At 56.2% G+C, this 18698-nt stretch carries 14 protein-coding genes; 3 read left to right on the top strand and 11 right to left on the bottom strand.

Features of this window, described 5'->3' with window-relative positions; translation table 11 throughout:
• Positions 1-160: 160 nt before the first annotated feature.
• From trhA to RBR60_RS03945, 3 genes are all read right to left on the bottom strand, one after another.
• Entirely contained in the window at positions 161-811 is a 651-nt protein-coding gene (trhA, locus tag RBR60_RS03955; RefSeq protein WP_320354578.1) for a PAQR family membrane homeostasis protein TrhA, read from the bottom strand.
• A gap of 274 nt (positions 812-1085) precedes the next feature.
• Positions 1086-1562 carry a Smr/MutS family protein gene (locus RBR60_RS03950; protein WP_320354577.1) on the bottom strand — a complete coding sequence of 159 codons (477 nt, stop codon included), beginning with the start codon at positions 1560-1562 and terminating at the stop codon, positions 1086-1088.
• A gap of 239 nt (positions 1563-1801) precedes the next feature.
• Complete coding sequence (locus RBR60_RS03945) at positions 1802-1981, bottom strand: FeoB-associated Cys-rich membrane protein (RefSeq protein WP_320354576.1); 180 nt, start codon at positions 1979-1981, stop codon at positions 1802-1804.
• 150 nt (positions 1982-2131) lie between these two features.
• Between RBR60_RS03945 and dinB the strand changes: the two genes are divergently transcribed.
• Entirely contained in the window at positions 2132-3271 is a 1140-nt protein-coding gene (gene dinB / locus RBR60_RS03940; protein ID WP_320354575.1) for a DNA polymerase IV, read from the top strand.
• Between the two features lie 16 nt (positions 3272-3287).
• Here dinB and RBR60_RS03935 read toward each other — a convergent pair whose 3' ends face one another.
• Both RBR60_RS03935 and RBR60_RS03930 read right to left on the bottom strand, forming a co-directional pair.
• Complete coding sequence (locus RBR60_RS03935; protein ID WP_320354574.1) at positions 3288-4130, bottom strand: transporter substrate-binding domain-containing protein; 843 nt, start codon at positions 4128-4130, stop codon at positions 3288-3290.
• 49 nt (positions 4131-4179) lie between these two features.
• Positions 4180-4872 carry a queuosine precursor transporter gene (locus tag RBR60_RS03930; protein WP_320354573.1) on the bottom strand — a complete coding sequence of 231 codons (693 nt, stop codon included), beginning with the start codon at positions 4870-4872 and terminating at the stop codon, positions 4180-4182.
• Between the two features lie 183 nt (positions 4873-5055).
• Between RBR60_RS03930 and RBR60_RS03925 the strand changes: the two genes are divergently transcribed.
• Positions 5056-6537, top strand: a complete 1482-nt coding sequence (locus tag RBR60_RS03925; protein ID WP_320354572.1) for a sensor domain-containing diguanylate cyclase — start codon at positions 5056-5058, stop codon at positions 6535-6537.
• On the opposite strand, the gene RBR60_RS03920 is transcribed toward RBR60_RS03925, so the two are convergent.
• The 4 genes from RBR60_RS03920 to RBR60_RS03905 all read right to left on the bottom strand — a co-directional run bounded on the left by RBR60_RS03920 (position 6534) and on the right by RBR60_RS03905 (position 12905).
• Complete coding sequence (locus RBR60_RS03920) at positions 6534-9623, bottom strand: efflux RND transporter permease subunit (protein ID WP_320354571.1); 3090 nt, start codon at positions 9621-9623, stop codon at positions 6534-6536. The genes RBR60_RS03925 and RBR60_RS03920 overlap by 4 nt on opposite strands.
• Before the next feature lie 3 nt (positions 9624-9626).
• A complete protein-coding gene (locus RBR60_RS03915) occupies positions 9627-10859 on the bottom strand; it encodes an efflux RND transporter periplasmic adaptor subunit (RefSeq protein ID WP_320354570.1) in 1233 nt (410 codons plus the stop codon).
• 112 nt (positions 10860-10971) lie between these two features.
• Positions 10972-12294, bottom strand: a complete 1323-nt coding sequence (locus tag RBR60_RS03910; protein ID WP_320354569.1) for an efflux transporter outer membrane subunit — start codon at positions 12292-12294, stop codon at positions 10972-10974.
• Between the two features lie 116 nt (positions 12295-12410).
• Positions 12411-12905 carry a PaaI family thioesterase gene (locus RBR60_RS03905; RefSeq protein ID WP_320354568.1) on the bottom strand — a complete coding sequence of 165 codons (495 nt, stop codon included), beginning with the start codon at positions 12903-12905 and terminating at the stop codon, positions 12411-12413.
• A gap of 227 nt (positions 12906-13132) precedes the next feature.
• On the opposite strand from RBR60_RS03905, the gene RBR60_RS03900 reads away from it, so the two are divergent.
• On the top strand, positions 13133-13330 hold the full coding sequence (locus tag RBR60_RS03900; RefSeq protein WP_320354567.1) for a hypothetical protein: 198 nt from the start codon (positions 13133-13135) through the stop codon (positions 13328-13330).
• A gap of 227 nt (positions 13331-13557) precedes the next feature.
• Here RBR60_RS03900 and RBR60_RS03895 read toward each other — a convergent pair whose 3' ends face one another.
• Both RBR60_RS03895 and RBR60_RS03890 read right to left on the bottom strand, forming a co-directional pair.
• Entirely contained in the window at positions 13558-15930 is a 2373-nt protein-coding gene (locus tag RBR60_RS03895; RefSeq protein WP_320354566.1) for a sigma 54-interacting transcriptional regulator, read from the bottom strand.
• Between the two features lie 305 nt (positions 15931-16235).
• Positions 16236-18626, bottom strand: a complete 2391-nt coding sequence (locus tag RBR60_RS03890; protein WP_320354565.1) for a methyl-accepting chemotaxis protein — start codon at positions 18624-18626, stop codon at positions 16236-16238.
• Positions 18627-18698 lie beyond the last annotated feature (72 nt).

The following is an 18698-nucleotide window of genomic DNA, read 5'->3' as shown; positions in this document are numbered from 1 at the left end:
TCTTTCTGAAAATATCAAGGGAGGGATGAACTGAAAGGTTACACCATTTTTCCCCCAAACAAAAGCCGGAAAAACCCCGCCCGATTCCGGGGTTTTTCCGGCTTTCTTCGCTCCCGCTTCTAAAAAAGGCCTCAGAACTTCGCGTTTTTTAAAAAAGCTTTCAGGTCAGCCCCGTGAAGTAAAGGTGGTACATCATGGCGTAGTGCAACCCCCCACCCAGCAGCACCATCACATGAAAAAGCTCATGAAAACCAAAGACACCGGGAAACATGCGGGGCCTTTTGATCGCATAGATCACTCCTCCCAGGGTAAAGGCCAGGCCGCCTGCAAAAAGTAGAACAATCTGAACCGAAGACATGTTGCCAAGAACCTGATTCATGGGAAATACGGCCGTCCAGCCCATGGCAAGGTAAATACCCGCATAAAAGGCCCGAGGCGCACGGGGGAAAAAGACCTGGGTGAAAAATCCAAACCCCACAAAACCCCATTGCAGCGCAATCATGCCCCAGCGCCAGCTCCCTTCCAGACAAAAATAGGAGATGGGTGTATAGGTGCCTGCAATCATGAAAAAAATGGCCATACGGTCCATTTTTCTCCAGAAGGAAACCTCGTTTTCCTCCTGCTTAAAGGCATGGTAAAGGGCGCTTGCAAAAAAAAGAAAGGTTACGGAAAGCCCGTAAATTAAGGCTGTTGTCAAACCCGCCGCCGAAGAGGCCGCCACAGGAATCAGGCACAGGGTGCCCACAAGGGCCACAATCCCCCCCGCCAGATGGGAATAACAATTAAAGGCTTCTTCCGTTTTGCTGACCATGACGCCTCCTTCTCACTCTGCTTTCATGCCGTTCTTTCGCGTAATCCGTACAGGATGAAAAGCCCCCTGATAACGGATATCCGCCATGGGCATCCAGAATCTTGGATCGCACACGATAATGTTGGGCATGATAGCCCCTTGGTGGGGGAAGAAAACGGAAAACGCCCTTTATGATAAATGTTTTACAAAACCAAACCCGCATACAGCGCCTTGCCGTATCCGGGTAGCCCCTGCCCGTAAAGAATCTCCTCTTCCACCATGGCCCCCAAAACCTTCACGGTATGTCAGGAAGGCGCACCCACACAGCCCCGCTCTTGGCCTTGGTTTTGCCCTCCCACTTATAAGCCCGGATTTCTCCGTTTTTCTGCAACTGAACCAGAAAATTTTCCGTATACTCCCGCAGGATGGCCGTACCGCTCCTGGAATGCAGCCCCTTCCCCGTTACAATTCTCATAACATAGACCCCTTCCACCCGGGCCGTCAGAATGGCAGAACGCATGCGGATCTCGGCCTGCTGGATATTCAGTCCATGGAGATCCAGGGTCTTTTCCGGCGCAGACCAGAGGGGAGGCTGAACCCTTGGCTCGGCTTCACCCAGAATCTCTTTCTCCGGAAGATCCGGCTCCCGCGCAGGTCCCTCCTTTTCCGGATCACCTCCCATGAGCACAAAAAGATCGGCATCCGCATCCAAAACAGGAATTTTTTTTTCCGTTTCCGGCAACGGGGCCACTTTTTTCCGACCAAACCCCATTTTCCTGCGCTGGGGCTTCGGCGGCAACGGCGCCTGACTCCCGTCTTCCCTCTCCGGCATCTGGGAAGAAGGGATCTCCGAAAGGCTTTTTTCAGGGGGGCCTGTCTTTTTCTTCCGGGGGGGCGCGGCCTTTTTCCGGGGCTCTTTTTTCCTGATATCTTTTTTTTCCCCGGAAACGGAAGGGAGCCCTTTCTCCCTTCCCAAAAGAAAATTCCAGATCCGCAGCAACCACGTTTTCATCATTCGCCCTTTTCCGGCCTTTTATCCAGAATCTGCGTGGGTTTCTCACATTTTGACCCGCAGCATCCACAGCCATCGCCGCATCCCGCGGACTTGCCTTTTCCCATCACATGGCGTACCAGATATGCGGCTGCCAGAAACACAAGAACGCCAATCACAAGGGTTTCAATCAATGCCATCACCTTCTCCATTCGTCTGGAAAGCCATCTGAAAAAATAAAAACAACATTTTTTGTTGCCGTTAAAATATATAACCCGAAATAAAAGCGTCAACCCGACAAAAGACACACACAGAGACCCGGCGCCACACCGCCTCTTCAGGTTCTGACCATGGCCTTTTCATCCTCCCCAGAAATCCCCCTCGCCTCCAGCCCCCGCAAAATCATCCACATGGATATGGATGCCTTTTTTGCGGCCATTGAACAGCGAGATCACCCGGAACTCCGGGGAAAACCTGTCATTGTGGGCGGCGACCCCAAGGGCCGCGGGGTTGTGGCCACGTGCAGTTATGAGGCCAGAAAATTCGGCATCCATTCCGCCATGGCCGCCTCCCTCGCCCTGAAAAAATGCCCCCAGGCCATTTTCATACGCCCCCGTATGGCTGTCTATGCCGCTGTCTCCCGCCAGATTTTCGCCCTGTGCCAGGAGTTTTCCTCCTGTATCGAACCCCTTTCCCTGGATGAGGCCTTCCTTGATGTCAGTGACGACATCAAAAAAACCGGATCCGCCACCCAAACAGCCCGGCTCCTGCTCCAGACCCTGTACCAGGAAACCGGACTCACAGCCTCCGCAGGTGTTTCCTACAACAAATTTCTCGCAAAGGTGGCTTCAGATATGCGAAAGCCCTTTGGCATTACCGTGATCCGGCCGGAAGATGCCAGAGGCTTTCTTGACAAACTCCCTGTCCGCAAATTTTACGGCGTAGGAAAAATAACGGAAAAAAAGATGCATCTCCATGGGATCTTCACGGGCGGGGATCTCATCAAACGGGGCAGGGAAAACCTCATGGCCCTCTTTGGCAAGGCGGGCGCAGAGTTTCACGCCTATGCCATGGGCCTGGATGAAAGGGCGGTCGTGCCCCACAGGGAAAGAAAATCCATGGGTAGGGAAGTCACCCTCGCCCAGGATATCCGGGATCAGAACGCCATCTGGCGCATCCTGGAAGCGTTGGCCCTGGATGTGGAAAAAAGTCTTTTACGAAAAAATGTTTCCGGATACAGCCTGACGCTTAAGGTCAAATATCAGGATTTTCGCTGCGTCACCCGGACCCGCACCCTTCCCTTTCCCATCTGCCGGGCAGAAGATATGCTGCGGGAAATTCCAGAACTCCTCGCCCGTACGGATGCGGGCAGGCAGGCGGTGCGGCTCCTTGGCATCAGTATCTCCCATTTTCCCGAAACCATGGGAGAAAGACAGATGCGTCTGCCCTTCCGTGAGCCGGATAAGACAGGACTTCCTTCTTTTTCCTGAAAAGCCTTGGGGCAACTCAGCGGGACAAAGGCGCAATAATCTCCCCGGATTCTGTCCAGGCCCTGGCATCAAATCCTTGCACAGCCCATTGGTCATGAAGTTTTTCAAGCTCTCCGGAGACAAAGAGCTCGGCCATGCCCTCATCAAAAATCCTCATCAGTCTGTCTGTGGCAGGCCCTTTGTCGGAAAAAGCCAGATAGGCCTTCTGCCCCCAAAGTGGAACCACCTGGAAAACCGCCAGATCCACCAGGTTTTCCTCCACATAACGATCCACATCAATGCGGGCGTCAATGAGTGCATCCGCACGATCCGCAGCCAGCATACGCCAGGGCTTGCCTTCGGAAGGAATTTCCATCCATTTCATGGAAAGACCCGCAAGGGGCGTTCTCAGATGGTAATCATAGCCCTTAAACCAAACCACGGATCGGCCCTGAAGGGATGCCACCCCCTCCCAGGCGGGAAAGGTGCTTTTTTTGAATACCGCAGCCGTATATTCCAGATACAGGGGAAGGCGGGGGGTTTTCAGACCTGCGGCGTCCGCGTCTTCCCGCCAGACACTGGGCATGGCGTCCGCATATCCCTTTTTCACAAGATCCAGGGAGCGATCCCAGTTGGCAAACTCCCAGGTGACCCGAATTCCCCTCGGTTCATAGATTTTGCGGATCATTTCAAAGAAAAATCCCGTGCCATCGTGCTGGGTCTGCCCCTCCCACACGGGAGTGGCAATGTGGATACCCGAAGGAAGTTCCTCTGCGGCGGATACTTCCGGCCTCTGGGCTGAAAAAGCCACAAGAAGCCCCAGGAACAGACGGAAAAGAATCCGGTAAGGCATGGCGTGCAGGCCGCATTTCAAAGACATGGTTTCCTCCCTTCAGAACCCGGCCCTCAGCCCCCTTTAGGCTCTTTTTTCATGCTTCCCGCACCCGGCCGTTCTGATACTGACGACCGGCGAGGTAAAGAAAGGGGGTATCCATGGCCGCCACCAACCACTTCAGAAAATACGTCGTCAGGAAGATTTCTATCAGAATTTCCTTCGGAAAAACACCCCAGAAAGCCGCCAGGGTAAAAATCAGGGTATCCAGAAACTGAGACACCATGGTGGAGGCATTGTTGCGCAGCCAGATCCATCGGAAAGCCGGAAAACGCCTTCTCCAGAAATCATAGGCCCAGACATCATGGGCCTGGGAAATCAGGTAAGCAAGGAGACTCGCTCCCGCAATCCGGGGCATGAGGCCAAAGAGGGTTTCCAGGGCGCTCTGGGAAAAATCTGAGGCGTGGGGCGCGAAAAAAACGGCAAGCTGCATGAGAAGGGTCATGGCAATCAGGCTGAAAAAACCGATGAGGACCCCCGTTGCCGCCGCTTTTTTCCCATAATTTTCACTGAGAATATCCGTGACCAGAAAACTCCCCGCATAGAGGATGTTGCCCAAGGTGCAGACAAGGCCGAAAAGTTCCACGGTTTTCAGCACCTGCACATTGGCCAGAATCACGGATAAGGGAATCCAGGCATAAAGTCCCACGCGTCCAAAAAAACGATAGAACAAGGCAATGCAGCCAAAATTCACCAAAAGCATAACCAACCACAACCCTTCATTGGGCATAAAACCTCCTATCCTTCAGAAACATCAACCTTTAAGGCCGATACACCAAACAATCCTTTTCCAGACCTTTCTGTTTATGCTAAAAAAGCAGATCTTTGCTGGCCATTTTCTAAAAAAAAATCTTACGATAAAAACCCACGGCCTGCTCCCAACCCCACCCTTTCCAGACGATGCGGTGCCGCCATGCTCTTTTTTGCACAAAGTCGAAATCCCCGGACCCTTGTCTATGGTCTTGGAATTTCCGCCATGCTGATCACAGCCCTGCTCATGACAGGCAACGCCTTTCTCCATTACCAGACCAAGCTCAGGGGGGCGGAAAAAAAGGCCCTGGAGCTGAGCCGACTCCTCGCCCTCAGCTCCACCCAGCAACTTGCGGGGATTAAAATCTTCTTCAAAGGCCTCTCCCTTACCCTGGAAGCCTGTGAGACGGAAGGCCAGAGCCCACGGTGCATCAATCTTTCCTCACAGATTCAGCGGCTCTGCCAGGATGAACCCTATCTGATGAATCTTCTGGTCATTGATCCTGAAGGCCGTATCCTCCACTGGGGCGTGGACGCCCCTGCCCCGGACATCCGTGACCGACCCTATGTCCGCGTCCACCATGAACATCCCCAAAAAGACATGGCCATCAGTCCGCCCTTACAATCCCGGGTGGAAGGCCAGGGCTGGTTTTTTGCCATTTCCCAGGGAATTTACAGCCCAGAGGGGCATCTTCGCTATATCCTCGCCGCCCTCATTGACCTTGACCACCTGCGCCAGCGCTACACATCCATTCTCCTGCCCCCTTTGGGCACGGCCGGCCTCATCATGGATCAGGGTCAGATTCTCATCCGTATCCCAGACCACGAAGCCCACGTGGGCCGCATGGCGCACCTTGCCCCCGGCCGCATGAACTTTACGGATCTCGAAACCTTCAACAGTACAGGGCTTGATGGCATTCCAAGAATTCTCGCCTTTCAGCGCATTGAACCCTATCCCCTCTTTGCCTGGGTTTCCCTGGCCAGAAATGAGATTTTCAGGGAATGGTGGCAGTATGAGAGAATTTCCCTTGGCATCGGCCTTCTCATCTTCGCTTTTTTCACCTTTCTCACCCACGCCCTGGCCAAGGCTGTGAAACGGCAGGAACAGGAAAAGCACGCCCTCTTCACCCTGGCTGGCACCGACGCCCTCACGGGCCTCGCCAACCGCAGACAGGCCCTTTTGAGCCTGGAACGCGCCATAGCCCGCTCCAGACGCACGGGGCAGCCCCTTTCCCTGCTCATGATGGACCTGGATCATTTCAAAAACGTCAACGATACCTTCGGCCATCCCAGGGGGGATGCCATTTTACAGCTTACCGCCAAAAACATTGAAAAACGCCTGCGTTCTTCAGATCTTGCCGCGCGCATCGGCGGAGAGGAATTTTTGATCATCCTGCCGGATACGGATCTCAAGGGCGCCCGCGTACTCGCAGAGTCTTTACGCCTGGGCTTCAAGGAAAACCTGAAACTCCCCAGACCCGTTCCCTGGCGGCTTTCCGCCAGTATCGGGGTCTGTGAGTTCAAACCCGATGATACGGCGGAATACCTTCTCTGCCGCGTGGACGCCTTGCTCTATAAAGCCAAGAAAAACGGCAGGGATCAGGTGGTCACCGAGGAAGATATGGAAAACGAAGACCCGGTTTAATGAAGATCCGGTTTTTTCCGCCGGAAGAAAGCAGCAATGTCCTCCAGGATCATGTAAAAGGAAGGCACAAGAATCAGGGTGATCATGGAGGCAAACAGAATACCGAAACCCAGGCTGATGGCCATGGGAATCAGAAACCGGGCCTGCCTTGAGGTCTCAAAGATCATGGGGGCCAGGCCGCCGAAGGTGGTCAGGGTGGTAAGCAGGATGGGCCGGAAACGGGAAACCCCCGCCTCCCATATGGCAGGCAGCGTATCCACCCCCTCAAGTCTTCTGCGGTTGGCAAGGTCTATCATCACAAGGGCCCCGTTGACCACCACCCCACAGAGCGCCACCATGCCGAAAAGACTCATCATGGAAAGGGCGTAGCCCATCAGAAGATGCCCCAATATGGCGCCCACAAGACCGAAAGGAATGCAGCACATGATGATCAAAGGCTGGAAATAACTTTTAAAAGGCACAGCGAGAAGGGCGTAGATGGCCAGCATGGCCAGAAAGAGTCCCTGAAAAAGACGCTGGGTGCTCTCCTGCATATCCGCCTGACGACCTTCAAAGCTGACGGACAATCCGGGGTAGCGGTACTGAAGCTCCGGGATCACATCCGTCCTCAATGCCTGCATCACCTCCCCTGTGCGCCAGGCCGGGGTCACATCCGCCGCCACGGTGAGTACACGCCGCCCCCCCCTTCTCCGGATTTCCGTATACGCCCTTCCGCTTTCCAGACGCACCACATCCCGCAAAAGCACCTCACTGCCGCTGGGCGTTCTCAGGATAAGATCCTCCAGATGCTCCAGGCGCAGGCGTTCTTCCCCAGGCAGACGGACTCGCACCGTCACTTCACTGCGACCCCGCTGAAACCGCAGGGCCTCCACGCCCTGAAAGGCACTGCGCACCTGCCTTGCCACCTCCCTTGCCGTCAGCCCCAGGCGCTCGCCTTCCGGCCGCATGGTAAAATCCAGCTGCCGTTTTCCCCTGGCCGTTCCGTCATCCACATCACTGATCAGGGGAAAATCCTTGAGATCTTCAGCCAGATGCCGGGCTGCGGTCTCCAGGGTCCGGATATCCCTGTGGGAAAGCTCCACGGTGAGCGCCTTGCCCGATCCGGGGCCTCCCCTGTCCGACTGAAAGGAAATGGTGTCAAGACCTGCAAGATTTCCCACGTCAGCCCGCCACTTTCTCACAAGCGCCGCCGTACTCACAGGCCGCACATCGGGCGGGGTCAGGTAAATCCTCACCTGTATGGCATTTTCCTGAATACGGGAAAAAATACCCAGAGACAAGGTTTCTCCGCCGGACTGGGCCACCAGCTTTCCTGCGGAGCCCACCAGGCGGTCATGCACCTCCGTTGCCCTTTCCCTTGCGGATCCAAAGGGAATCATGGCTTCACAAAAAGCAAAATCCGATTCAATCCTTGGAAAAAGCTCAAGCCCCATGCGTCCGCTTCTCACATAGCCCAGGGTGGCGAAAAGTATACCAAGCCCTGCGGCCAGGACGATATAACGATGGGCCAGGCAACGGGAAAGCAGGGGACCGTATAATCCATTGATCAGGCGGATCAGCCCCTGGCTGAACATTTCCTGAAAGGCGGAAAATCGGCCCAGAACCCCCGCACTGCGACGCTGATGCCCCAGATGGGCAGGAAGAATGAAAAGGCTTTCGATGAGGGAGACCGCAAAAACCGCAGCCACCACCACAGGCAGGGAACCGAACATCCGGCCCAGCATACCCGGCACAAAGGCCATGGGCAAAAAGGCCACAATGTTGGTGAGAACGCTGAAGGTCACGGGAACGGCCATTTCTCTCGCGCCCAGGATGGAGGCTTCCAGAAACCCAAGCCCCCGCTGCCGAAGGGAGTAGACATTCTCCCCCACCACGATGGCGTCATCCACCACAATGCCGAGAGTAACGATGAAGGCAAACATGGTCACCATGTTGATGGAAAAATCCGTCATGGGCAGAAAAAGAAAGGAGCCGAGAAAACTGATGGGAATCCCAAGGCTTACCCAGAAGGCAAGGCGGATTTCAAGGAAAAGGGCAAGGCAGGCAAAGACAATGAGAAGCCCAAGACCGGCATTGCGCAAAAGAAGATCCGCCCGCTGCTGAAAAACCTCGGAAAAATCCCGCACCACATGCACGCCCATGCCCTGGGGCAGGGAGAGGCTGTAATCTTCCAGCACCTTGCGCGTGGTTTTTGCCACAGCAATGGGCGTTTCCGCTCCCACCCGATTGACATTCACCATCACCGCAGGATGACCATTGAAAAAAGCCCGGACATCCGTATCCTCAAAGGTTTCCTCCACCCGGGCGATATCCCCGAGCAGCACCCTGGATCCGTCTTCAAGGGTCACAATGCCCAGATCCCGGTAGTCCGAAGCCCTGTAGCGCCTGTCTTTCATCCGCAAAAGGATTTCTCCGCCGCGGGTATCCAGACGTCCCCCTCCCATCTCCACGGATGCTTCCGCCAGGCGGCGGGCTACGCCTTCCAGGGTTAATCCGTAACGCCGCAGAGCCCTTTCCGAGATCAGCACAGCGATCTCGTGATCCCGCACACCCTCAAGGCTCACCTGGGTAATGCCCTCTTCCTGCAAAAGACGCTCCCGGAGCTGTTCCGCCGCCTCCCGGAGCACCCCTTCTCCCTGGGGACCGGCAACCGCCACGGAGATCACTTCCCGGATCCGGGCATCCACCACAATGCGGGGGGTTTCCGCGCCTTCGGGAAAGGTGGAGATTCTGTCCACCTCCCGCTGCACATCCTGGGAAAACCGGTTGATGTCCGTGCCTTCCACGGTTTCAACCTGCACACTTCCCATGCCTTCCGAAGCCAGGGCGGTATATTTCGCAACTCCCTCAAGACCCTGAACAGCCTCTTCCAGGGCCAGGAGGATGCCCTGTTCCACCTCTTCGGGCCCTGCACCTGGGTACGCCACGGAAACCGTCACCGTACCCAGGGAAAAATCCGGAAAAACCTCCTGCTTGATGCCCCGGAACAGCACAAGTCCTCCCACCATGCAAAGGAGCATGAGCAGGTTGGCGGCCACATGGTTACGGGTCATCCATGCAATGGGACCCCGGATTTCCCTCTCCATGGTTCAGTCCTTTTCCCCGGAAACGGCAGAGTCTTCAAAAGCCGGATCCGCCCATTCCTTTTCCACCGCCATGCCCTCCACGGCCAGACCCAGATCCGATACAACAAGCAGGCTGCCTTCATCCAGATCCGCCTTCACATACACCCCCCCTTCATCACTGAAAAGAGAAGTCACCGCCACCATGCGCAAACGCTTTTCCCCGTCCACCACCCAGATCCGGTCTCCGTCCCGTAAAGCCCCGTGGGGCACAAGGAAACCCTCCTCAAACCGTCGGCCTTCCACCTCCAAAGACAGGTAGTCCCCCAGAAAAAGGGAAGGCTCCTTTTCCAAAAGGCCCAGGGGATCTTCCACCACCACCAGAATCCGGGCCATGCGGGCATTCTCCGAAAGATCCGGAAGAATCCGGAAAACATACCCTTCCCGAAGTCCGGAACCCGTATGGATCCAGGCCCTGGAAGCGCCCTGGGGATGTCCTTCTTCCCGCACAAACCCCACGCGCTCCAGGGGAAGACGTCCTTCAATCCAGAAGCGATCCTTCCCCACCAGGGTGGCCAGGGCTTCTCCCGTGGAAACCCGGCTTCCTGCCATGACCTGACGCTGGGTCAGTACGGCGGCAAAGGGGGCGGTTACACGGGTGCGGGCCAGTTGCAGCTCCGCCAGATCAAAATCCGCCTGGACGGAGGCAAGGCTTGCCTCCATCTGCTGCAACTGGGGTTTGCGTAAAGCCAGGTCCGTGGGTATAAAAGCCTCTCCCGTAAGGTTTTTTAAGGTTTTCACCTCGGCTTCCGCCATGGCCGCCCGCCCCCTTTCCAGGGCCAGATCCGCCCGGGCCCGCTCCAGGGCGGCCCGCGCACGATCCAGGGCAATCTCATAATCCGCAGGGTCCACAAGCACGAGAAGCTCACCTTGGGCCACATGGCCGCCGGGGTAGAAATTCTTACCCACGCGCAAAAGGGTTCCGCTCACAGGGCTTCGGATTTCCGCCTCCCTTTCCGCCTTCACCGTTCCCATCAGCCGCAAACGCTCCTCAGCCTCTGTTTTTTCCATGGGAAGGACAAGAACCAGGGGCGCTGGCGCAGCCACAGGTCGTCTTTCAGCCTTAGGCCGGGTATCAAGAAAATATTTTCCCACCCCTGCGCCAAGCCCCAGGAGCAAAAGGGGAATCACAAGATTCACCCACAAGGGTTTGCGGAAAGCCGGAGGCTTTTCATGGGAGGGGGGCTGTGCTGCGGTCATAAAAACTCCATTTCCAGTGCCCGATGCCATCAATCCTTTGCCACATCCTGCGTCTTCACAAACCCGGATCCGCTAAAAAATAATCTGATTACCAAAAAGCAAAAGGATACCCTCATTCCCACCACCCGCCCAGGGCCCGGTGCAGACCAATGCGGGCCTGAGCCTGCCCCGCCTTCTGGGAGACACGCCTCTCCTCCAGATCCCGAATCCGGCTGCGCGCCGCCAGTACGGCGTCAAAATTGTCTCCCCCCCAGGCATACCGCCTCAAGGCCTCTTCCAGGGTTATGCGGGCCGCATCCAGCCGCAGCTCCGTTTCCCGTAAAAGCGCCTGCTGCCGGACTTCCTGCACCAGGGCATCCTCCACCTCCCCCACCGCCGTCAGCACAGCACGCTCATAGGCCCCTAGTCTTTCCCGGAGCAGGGCTTGGGTACGCCGCACATCGGCCCGTCTCCCTCCCCCATCAAAAACCGGCAGAACCATGCCCGCAGCCGCATCCAGAAGCCAACCCTGGCCGAGAAGATGCAGGCCCGCCGCACTGAATCCCCCTTTACCGGAAAGGCTGATCCTGGGCAGTCGCAGGGCTTCCGCAGCAGCGCTGTCCCAGCCTGCCGCCATGACCCTGGCCTTTGCCGCACGGATATCCGGTCTTTTTTCCAGAAGCTCCAGGGGCAGGCCAGGCTCCGGCAAGGTGGGCAGGGTCCACAATGCCTGGGGAATGTCAGGGGACAAGGGAAGAAAGGAAGAGGGAGATTTTGCCGTCAGCAGGGCCATGCGATGGGCCTGCATGCGCAAATCCGCCCGGAGCTCCGGCAGACGGGAACGCATGCTGAGGAGAACCTCCCGTTGTTGCAGCACATCCAGGGCAGAAGCCAGCCCCTGGGCAAAGCGGGCTTCCTCAATGGACAGGAGGGCTTCTTCCTCCCCAAGCTGACGTTCCACCAGGCCAAGGAGGGCCAGGGTCTGCTGGTGGGAGGTCCAGATTTCCACCATCGTTGCCGCCACAGTCATGGAAAGACTTTCAAGATCTTCGGCTGTGGCCCGGAAGCGTTCTCCCTCCGCAGCCTCCGCCGCAGCCACCCGCCCCCAGAGGTCCACCTCATAGCTGGCTCCCATCTGAAGGCCATAGCGCTCCACCGTACGGGTCCTGCCGGTTTCACTGTCCTTAAGTCTTTGTTGCCCTACCTCCGCACTCAGGGTGAATTCCGGCCAGAATGCGGAAGTGTCCGCATCCCACGCCGCCGCAGCCGCATCCAGACGGGCCATGGCTTCCCGGATTTCAAGGTTATGGGCAAGGGCTTCGGCCACAAGGGCATTGAGTTCCCTGCTCCCGAAACTCTCCCACCACAGACTCCCCTCCGGAGGATGCTCCCCGCCCTCCCAGGTTGCCTGCCCCGCATAGGGCGTCTCCAAGAGGGTCTGGGAGATTTCCGGCATCTGAGGCTGGGTCCGGCCGCAGGCAAAAAGCAAGATCCCGCACAACCAGGCAAATCCCAGGTCACGGTATGAAAGCCCTTTCCCCTTTTTTGAAACATGGGCCTTAGCAAACCCCATCACCGAACTTCCCCCACAAAAAACATCCGCGTATACGCCCTGGCAGCCAGGGCCTTCCCGGCTGTTCGGGCCTCTCCTTCCATCACAAGAAAACCCCTCGATTTTTCTACCAAACGGACACCGATCTCAAAGGGACCATCGCCCACGGGCAAGGGTCTTAAAAAGCTGGCGTTCAGCTCCAGGGTGACCGCAGCCAGCCCGGACTCCAGGATGGAAAAGGGGCCAAAGACATTATCAAAAGCCGCCATGAGCATTCCTCCCTGCACAAAACCCAGGGGATTGGCAAAGGAGCGCTGGGGAGTAAAAACGCAGGAAAGAAAAACACCAGGACCATAGCCCGTAAACCGACCAGCCATGAGGTCAAGGCAGGCGGGAGAGATAAAATTCTCTCCAAGGGTTTTCCCCGCACGCCGGAGACAGTCAACAATCTCCTCATGGGTATGGAAGAGCGCATCCATCCCAGGCTTTCTGGCTTTTCCATCTGTATCTTTCATAAGGCATCCATTTTTTCTTGCAAAGACCCTTGTTGACCCTTAATCAGGCTTTCTTTCAGATCCGGAGGAAGGTCAAGTAAAGTTGGGTAAAGAAAAACAAGGCTCCCCCTTCCTGATCCCTGTTCCTGGCTTGATGTGAAACCCGCAACGGGATAAAGGGAAAGCCTGTCCTGGCAAAGCCCGAGGACAGTGGTCGCCATGGGGTCAGGTCAGACCCACCAAGGAGCATGGCGAAGCAGGAAACCTACACCAAAGGAGAAAAAATTTCCATGTATGCATCGGAAACCCGGGATAAGGCCCGGCAGGAAAGCGGAAAAGAGGAAGGAAAAAAAGAGCGTGGCAATCCCATAGGCTTTGCCGTCATGGCCCAGGATCCCCAGCAGCTGGCCCTGATTGAGCGGGCGCTTTCCGGAATTTCCTGCTGAATCCCGGAAATTGCTTAAAAAGAGAAAGACGGACGCTTCCACCTTGTTTCATGCTTTGAATCAAAAATCGTCATTTGTCGTTCTGCGCCCCATGGCTGCCCCAGACCTCAGGACTCCCAAGACCCAGGGCCTTGGGGAACCATGGGGTATGCAACACCTCACTCCTTACGAAAGCCCCTCCCTTTCAGCGAGCCTCCCTCCTGAAGAAGTACACAGCCCTCCCCTGATCACGCGCCATCGGTGAGCAATCCATATTTTTTCATTTTGGTAAAAAGCGTCTTTCTATGGATGCCCAGGCTGTCTGCGGCGTTTTCCCGGTGCCAGTGGTGGCGGTGAAGGGCTTCCACGATGAGTTTTTTCTCATAATCCTCCACGCGGGAGACCAGCGCCATGTCCCCCCTTTCTTCCTCAGGAGCGCCTTCCCGTTCTCCGAGAAAATCGAGACGATCCAAAGAGAGATAGCGCTGAATGGCATTCTGCAGCTCCCGCACATTGCCCGGCCAGGCGTGGCTGGAAAAGGCTTCCAGCAATTTTCCCGTAACAGGGGGCAGCACCCTTCCCACACCATATTTTTTAAAAAAATGATCAATCAGAAGGGGAAGATCTTCCTTGCGATCCCGCAGGGCGGGCAGACGGATGGGAACAATGTGGATTCTGTAGAAAAAATCCTCCCGCATCCGGTTTTCCCGTAAGAGATCATAGAGATTGCGGTTGGTGGCCGCGATCACCCGGATGTCCGGCCTCAGCACCTCCGTACCTCCCACGGGTGTGAACCCCGCTCCATCCAGGGCCCGCAGAAGCTTGATCTGCATGCTCAGAGGAATCTCGCCGATTTCATCGAGAAAGAGTGTGCCGCCGTCGGCCGCTGCCATGTACCCCTGGCGATCTCGATCTGCTCCGGTGAAAGCTCCTTTCTTGTGACCAAAAAAAGCACTTTCCGCCAGATTTTCATTGATGGCTCCGCAGTTCACAGGAACAAAGGGACCCCGCACCCGATCGCTCATATCGTGGATAGCGCGGGCGGTCAGTTCCTTACCCGTTCCGGATTCCCCATAAATGATGACGCTGCTGTTCCCCCCTGCGGCTTTCAGGATACGTTCATACACATCCTGCATCACCTGACTTTTTCCCACAAGTCCCCCAAAGGACACACGATCCCGGATGGCAGACCGGAGCCTCCGGTTTTCTTCCCGCAGATTTTCTTCCCGGACCATGAGGGCGGATTCCGCGGATTTACGCTCCGTGATATCCATAAACACGGCCTGGATACGCCCCACCGTACCGTCAAAGGCGGCTATGGGCGCGTAGACCACCTCATACCATCGCCCTTCTTTTGGGAAAAAAACCTCCTTTCTCACGGTCTCACCCGCAAAAACCCGGGATACGGGGCAGTCCGCGCAAGGAGCCCTTCGCTGGTAAAAAATATTGTAACAGTATTCTCCCTCGGGATTGTAGCCCGTCTGTTCCACCATCCGACGGTTGGCAAACAGGATGCGCCCCTTCACGTCCCGGACAAAAACCGGCCCTGGAAGATGATTTACGATGGCCGTCAACTGGGCTTCCCGCTCATGCAGAAGATTCCTTGCCCTCTTGGCTTCCGTAATATCCATGAAAGAAGCCACACTCATGAGGGTGCCTTCCACCATCCCCACCTTCATGAGAATATCCTTGACCCGGCCTTCCCGGTCTATCATCTGGCATTCGTATACGGAAGGCGCTCGACCGGGCTCCGTACGTCGCCATACATGGTAGTTTTCCATGCGCTTGGCGTCTTCGGGCACCACAAAATCCGACCATTTTTTCCGACCAAGAATTTCTTCGCGGGTATACCCTGTCATCTTTTCAAAGGTGGCATTGCAAAAACGAATAAATTCATCATTTTCAATGAGAATGGTGCCTGTGCCCGTATTCTCCAGAACACCGGAATAGCGGGCTTCGGCCACGCGCAGGGCTTCTTCAATCCTGGAGCGCTCCAGTCTTTCATGCAGATGGGCGATGCCACTGGCCACATCCGTGGCCAGATCCGATAAAAGGGCCACCTCCGCATCAGAAAAGCCTTCGGGATCCTCCGCGTAAAAGGTAAAACCTCCCATAGGACGCTGCCCCTCCACCACTTCCAGGGGCAGACTCAGAACCGATCCGAATCCCCGTGCCTGAGCCGCCGCCTGCCACGGCGCCGTGAACGCGCCCTCTCTGCGGTTCAGGTGCTGTCGCCGATAGGGCCGACCTGTCCGGATGGCTGTGGCCGTAGGCGACTCCGTCCCCGGTCCCGTATCTCCCCAGGATACCTTGACGCTTTCCAGATAGCCGTCCCCATCCCCCCAGGAAGCCACAACACGGATCGTGCGTCCGGGATTGTCCTCCCCATAACCCACCCAACAGAGACGATAGCCCCCTATGGCCACCAGGGCCATGCAGACCTCCCGCAGGAGATAGTGTTCATCACTGGCATGGAAAAGCGCATGATTACACCGCCGCAAGAGGGTCACCAGCTCGTTGAGCCTGCCAAGTTCATGGCGCCATCCCTTTGCGGTTTTGTCACTGAAGATATTTTTCCCGCCCCCCATAGGCCTTTCCTCCAGCATCGCATGTTCTGTCATCTTGAACTCCATCCCCTCCCCATAAAAAAGCCTTTATCTGAGCCGTATGAACCCGCATCCCATTCTTGAAAAGAAATTCATATCAAAAAACAAGGTTTACACATAGGGGTATAAAAGCCCAGACACCACAAAAATGCAAGAAAATACCCCTGAAATCGCAATATCCGCACATCCCGCTGAGGGGATGCGCGGATATCCCTGATCGATTTTCCTGCATAACATGCTTAAAAAAGGTCCAATTTTATCGAGACTTCCCGGCTCTGGACCTTTTTTCCTTTAAAAAAACAGACAGACCCGGAAACGGCCTAAGTGCGAAAACGCCCTACCATGGTTTTCAGATCCGCAGCCAGACTGGAAAGGGCCTGGGCCTGTTCACGGACCTTATCACTGCTCCTGTCCATGGACTGCACCGCTTCTCCCATGGTGCGCATGTCTTTTGCAATCTTATCCGTCCGTTCCGATGTGGCCGAGACCCGCTCATTCACTCCTCCGATGCCCTGGGCCGCCTGGGAGATATTGGAAGCCATCTCCCGCATGGAAGCGGACTGCTCCTCCACTGCGGAGGCAATGGTGCTGACAATGCGCTCCACCTCTGAAAGCACTTCGCCCACAGCCCGGATTTCCCCTTCCGCGCTCTGGGTACTGGTCTGAATCTCCTCAATCCTGGCCTTGATCTCCCGCGTGGAATCCCCCGTCTGCCGGGCCAGCTCCTTGATCTCCCCCGCCACTACGGCAAAGCCCTTACCCGCCTCTCCCGCCCGCGCCGCCTCTATGGTGGCGTTCAGGGCCAGGAGGTTGATCTGGCTTGAAATATCCTCTATGGCTTCGGTGACCTTATCAATCCCCCGAGCCGCCACCCCCAAGCCGGTCATGCGCTCCACGGCCAGAGCGCCACGCCCAACGGCTTTCTCGGAAATTTCCCTCGCCTTGGAGGCATTGATGGCGATCTCTGAAATGGTGGCCGTCATCTCCTCACTGGAAGCCGCCACCATGGCGAGGTTGGCGGAAGCCTGTTCCATGGCCGCAGCCACAGTCTGCATGTCTCCATTGGCTTCCACCACAGCGGTTTCCACACCATTGGCGAGAAAACGACTGCGCTCCACCTCTTTGCGCATGGTCTGCGAATGTCCGGAAAGACTCTCCGCTGCCTGTCCCAGCCCTCCCGCATGCCCTGCGATTTCCGCAACCATACTTCGGATCCGTTCCGCAAACCGGTTGAACCACACCGCCATCTGTCCCAGAACATCCTGGGTGCGCACCTCAAGACGTCGGGTAAGATCCCCTTCCCCTTCGGCAATGTCCTGAAGCATGTTCCGTGTTGCCTGGATGGGCAGGGAAATGGCGCGCAGAAGAAAAGCTGCAATGCATCCACCAGAAATGAGCCCCAGGAGAACGGCAATCCCGAGTCCCCTTTTTCCGCCATTGATGGCATTCGCATAAAAACCATTCACCCGCTGGGCCACGGTCTGCACAGCCCCTGTTCCCGCATTGGCCACATTCTGGATGTCATTCTGAAGGGCCCGCTCTCCCTGCCGTGCCGCCTGCCAGTGACCAAAACCCTCAAGGTAGGCATCCACCACCCGCGCCATCTCAGGCCCAGCCCCCGGCGTATTGCGCACCTGCGAGAGAAACTCCCGCACAGCGCTGCCGTCTCCCATATTCATGTAGTAATAATACATGGCTGCCATCCGGGCTTTCAGGGTGAGAATCTCCATTTCACGCGCCTGACCATAGCGTCCGAGCCCCCCCGCCACAAGCTTTTGAAAGGCTTCGGCCCTTTCATCCACCTGATCAATGAGAATGATACTGCCCACACTCACCTTCCAGGGGTCAAAATACCGCGCATAGGCAATCTTTCTCTCCAGAACCTCGGCATTACCCGGAGCCGGCCAGGAGTAATGCACAAGCCCCTCTCCTTTTTCCCGTGTCTGATGCAGAAGATCCACAAGAAAGGCATTGCCGCTCACAGGATCAATGAACACATCCGCATGGCGTCCCTCCAGACTGGCGGCCACCCCATGCATGGCAAAATAGCCCTGGTCATCCAGCACATAAAAATAGAGACCCTCTCCGAAATGAATGCTCCGCAAAGCCGCAAAAGCCCTTTCCCGGCTGAGCCCTGTGGCATGAAAATGCTCAAGAAGGCCATGGGCAATGGCCACAGTGTCCCGCACGCCTCGGATGGCGTCCCTTTCCGTTTCCGATCCTCCGGCCCGCCCCACTTCCCGGGCGATCTCCCCTGCGGCCACAAGGGCCCGTTCTTCAGCGAGCTTTTCAATCTCATTGGCAAGCCCTGCCAGTCTTGTGGTGATCGCCCGATTCGTCTCCTTGCCCGCTTTCAGAGCTTCCGCAGCCTTGCGATATTCCGCCACGCTGTTCAACACCCCCGCAATCCCTCCACCCAGCCGTCCCTGGCCTCCTGCCATCTCCCGAACAGCAAGGGCCTGGGTCTCGATTTTTGCAAGGGTATTGAGAAGTTCACGGTAATGGGCTTCATCATTAAAAAGCAGATAATCCTTTTCATGACGTCTGGCATCCTGGATGCCCACGCGAATCTCCCCTGCGCCATTATGGATATCCCCATAATGCACCACACGGACAAACTGCTGATATCCAAAACCTCCCATGAAACACAAAAGGAGCAGAAGCAGGGAAATTCCCGAAACCATCTTGAACCGGATACCCAGGGCATTCATATACAATCCTTTCATTGAAAACAGAATCCAGGCAGAACAGGACTGAACAAAACGATACCTAAATGAACGATT

Origin of the sequence: Desulfobotulus sp. (genome assembly GCF_034006065.1) — a bacterium.
In the GTDB taxonomy this organism is placed as follows: Bacteria; Desulfobacterota; Desulfobacteria; order Desulfobacterales; family ASO4-4; genus Desulfobotulus.
This window is presented reverse-complemented; position numbering and strand designations above follow the sequence as displayed.

What these genes read in the sequence shown, in the direction of transcription:
- RBR60_RS03905 (WP_320354568.1), bottom strand. Translation starts at nt 12,905, where the DNA reads ATGAAAGATACAGATGGAAAAGCCAGAAAGCCTGGGATGGATGCGCTC.
- RBR60_RS03920 (WP_320354571.1), bottom strand. Translation starts at nt 9,623, where the DNA reads ATGGAGAGGGAAATCCGGGGTCCCATTGCATGGATGACCCGTAACCAT.
- RBR60_RS03945 (WP_320354576.1), bottom strand. Translation starts at nt 1,981, where the DNA reads ATGGCATTGATTGAAACCCTTGTGATTGGCGTTCTTGTGTTTCTGGCA.
- RBR60_RS03935 (WP_320354574.1), bottom strand. Translation starts at nt 4,130, where the DNA reads ATGTCTTTGAAATGCGGCCTGCACGCCATGCCTTACCGGATTCTTTTC.
- trhA (WP_320354578.1), bottom strand. Translation starts at nt 811, where the DNA reads ATGGTCAGCAAAACGGAAGAAGCCTTTAATTGTTATTCCCATCTGGCG.
- RBR60_RS03910 (WP_320354569.1), bottom strand. Translation starts at nt 12,294, where the DNA reads ATGCCGGAAATCTCCCAGACCCTCTTGGAGACGCCCTATGCGGGGCAG.
- RBR60_RS03890 (WP_320354565.1), bottom strand. Translation starts at nt 18,626, where the DNA reads ATGAATGCCCTGGGTATCCGGTTCAAGATGGTTTCGGGAATTTCCCTG.
- RBR60_RS03915 (WP_320354570.1), bottom strand. Translation starts at nt 10,859, where the DNA reads ATGACCGCAGCACAGCCCCCCTCCCATGAAAAGCCTCCGGCTTTCCGC.
- RBR60_RS03900 (WP_320354567.1), top strand. Translation starts at nt 13,133, where the DNA reads ATGGCGAAGCAGGAAACCTACACCAAAGGAGAAAAAATTTCCATGTAT.
- dinB (WP_320354575.1), top strand. Translation starts at nt 2,132, where the DNA reads ATGGCCTTTTCATCCTCCCCAGAAATCCCCCTCGCCTCCAGCCCCCGC.
- RBR60_RS03925 (WP_320354572.1), top strand. Translation starts at nt 5,056, where the DNA reads ATGCTCTTTTTTGCACAAAGTCGAAATCCCCGGACCCTTGTCTATGGT.
- RBR60_RS03895 (WP_320354566.1), bottom strand. Translation starts at nt 15,930, where the DNA reads ATGACAGAACATGCGATGCTGGAGGAAAGGCCTATGGGGGGCGGGAAA.
- RBR60_RS03930 (WP_320354573.1), bottom strand. Translation starts at nt 4,872, where the DNA reads ATGCCCAATGAAGGGTTGTGGTTGGTTATGCTTTTGGTGAATTTTGGC.
- RBR60_RS03950 (WP_320354577.1), bottom strand. Translation starts at nt 1,562, where the DNA reads ATGGGGTTTGGTCGGAAAAAAGTGGCCCCGTTGCCGGAAACGGAAAAA.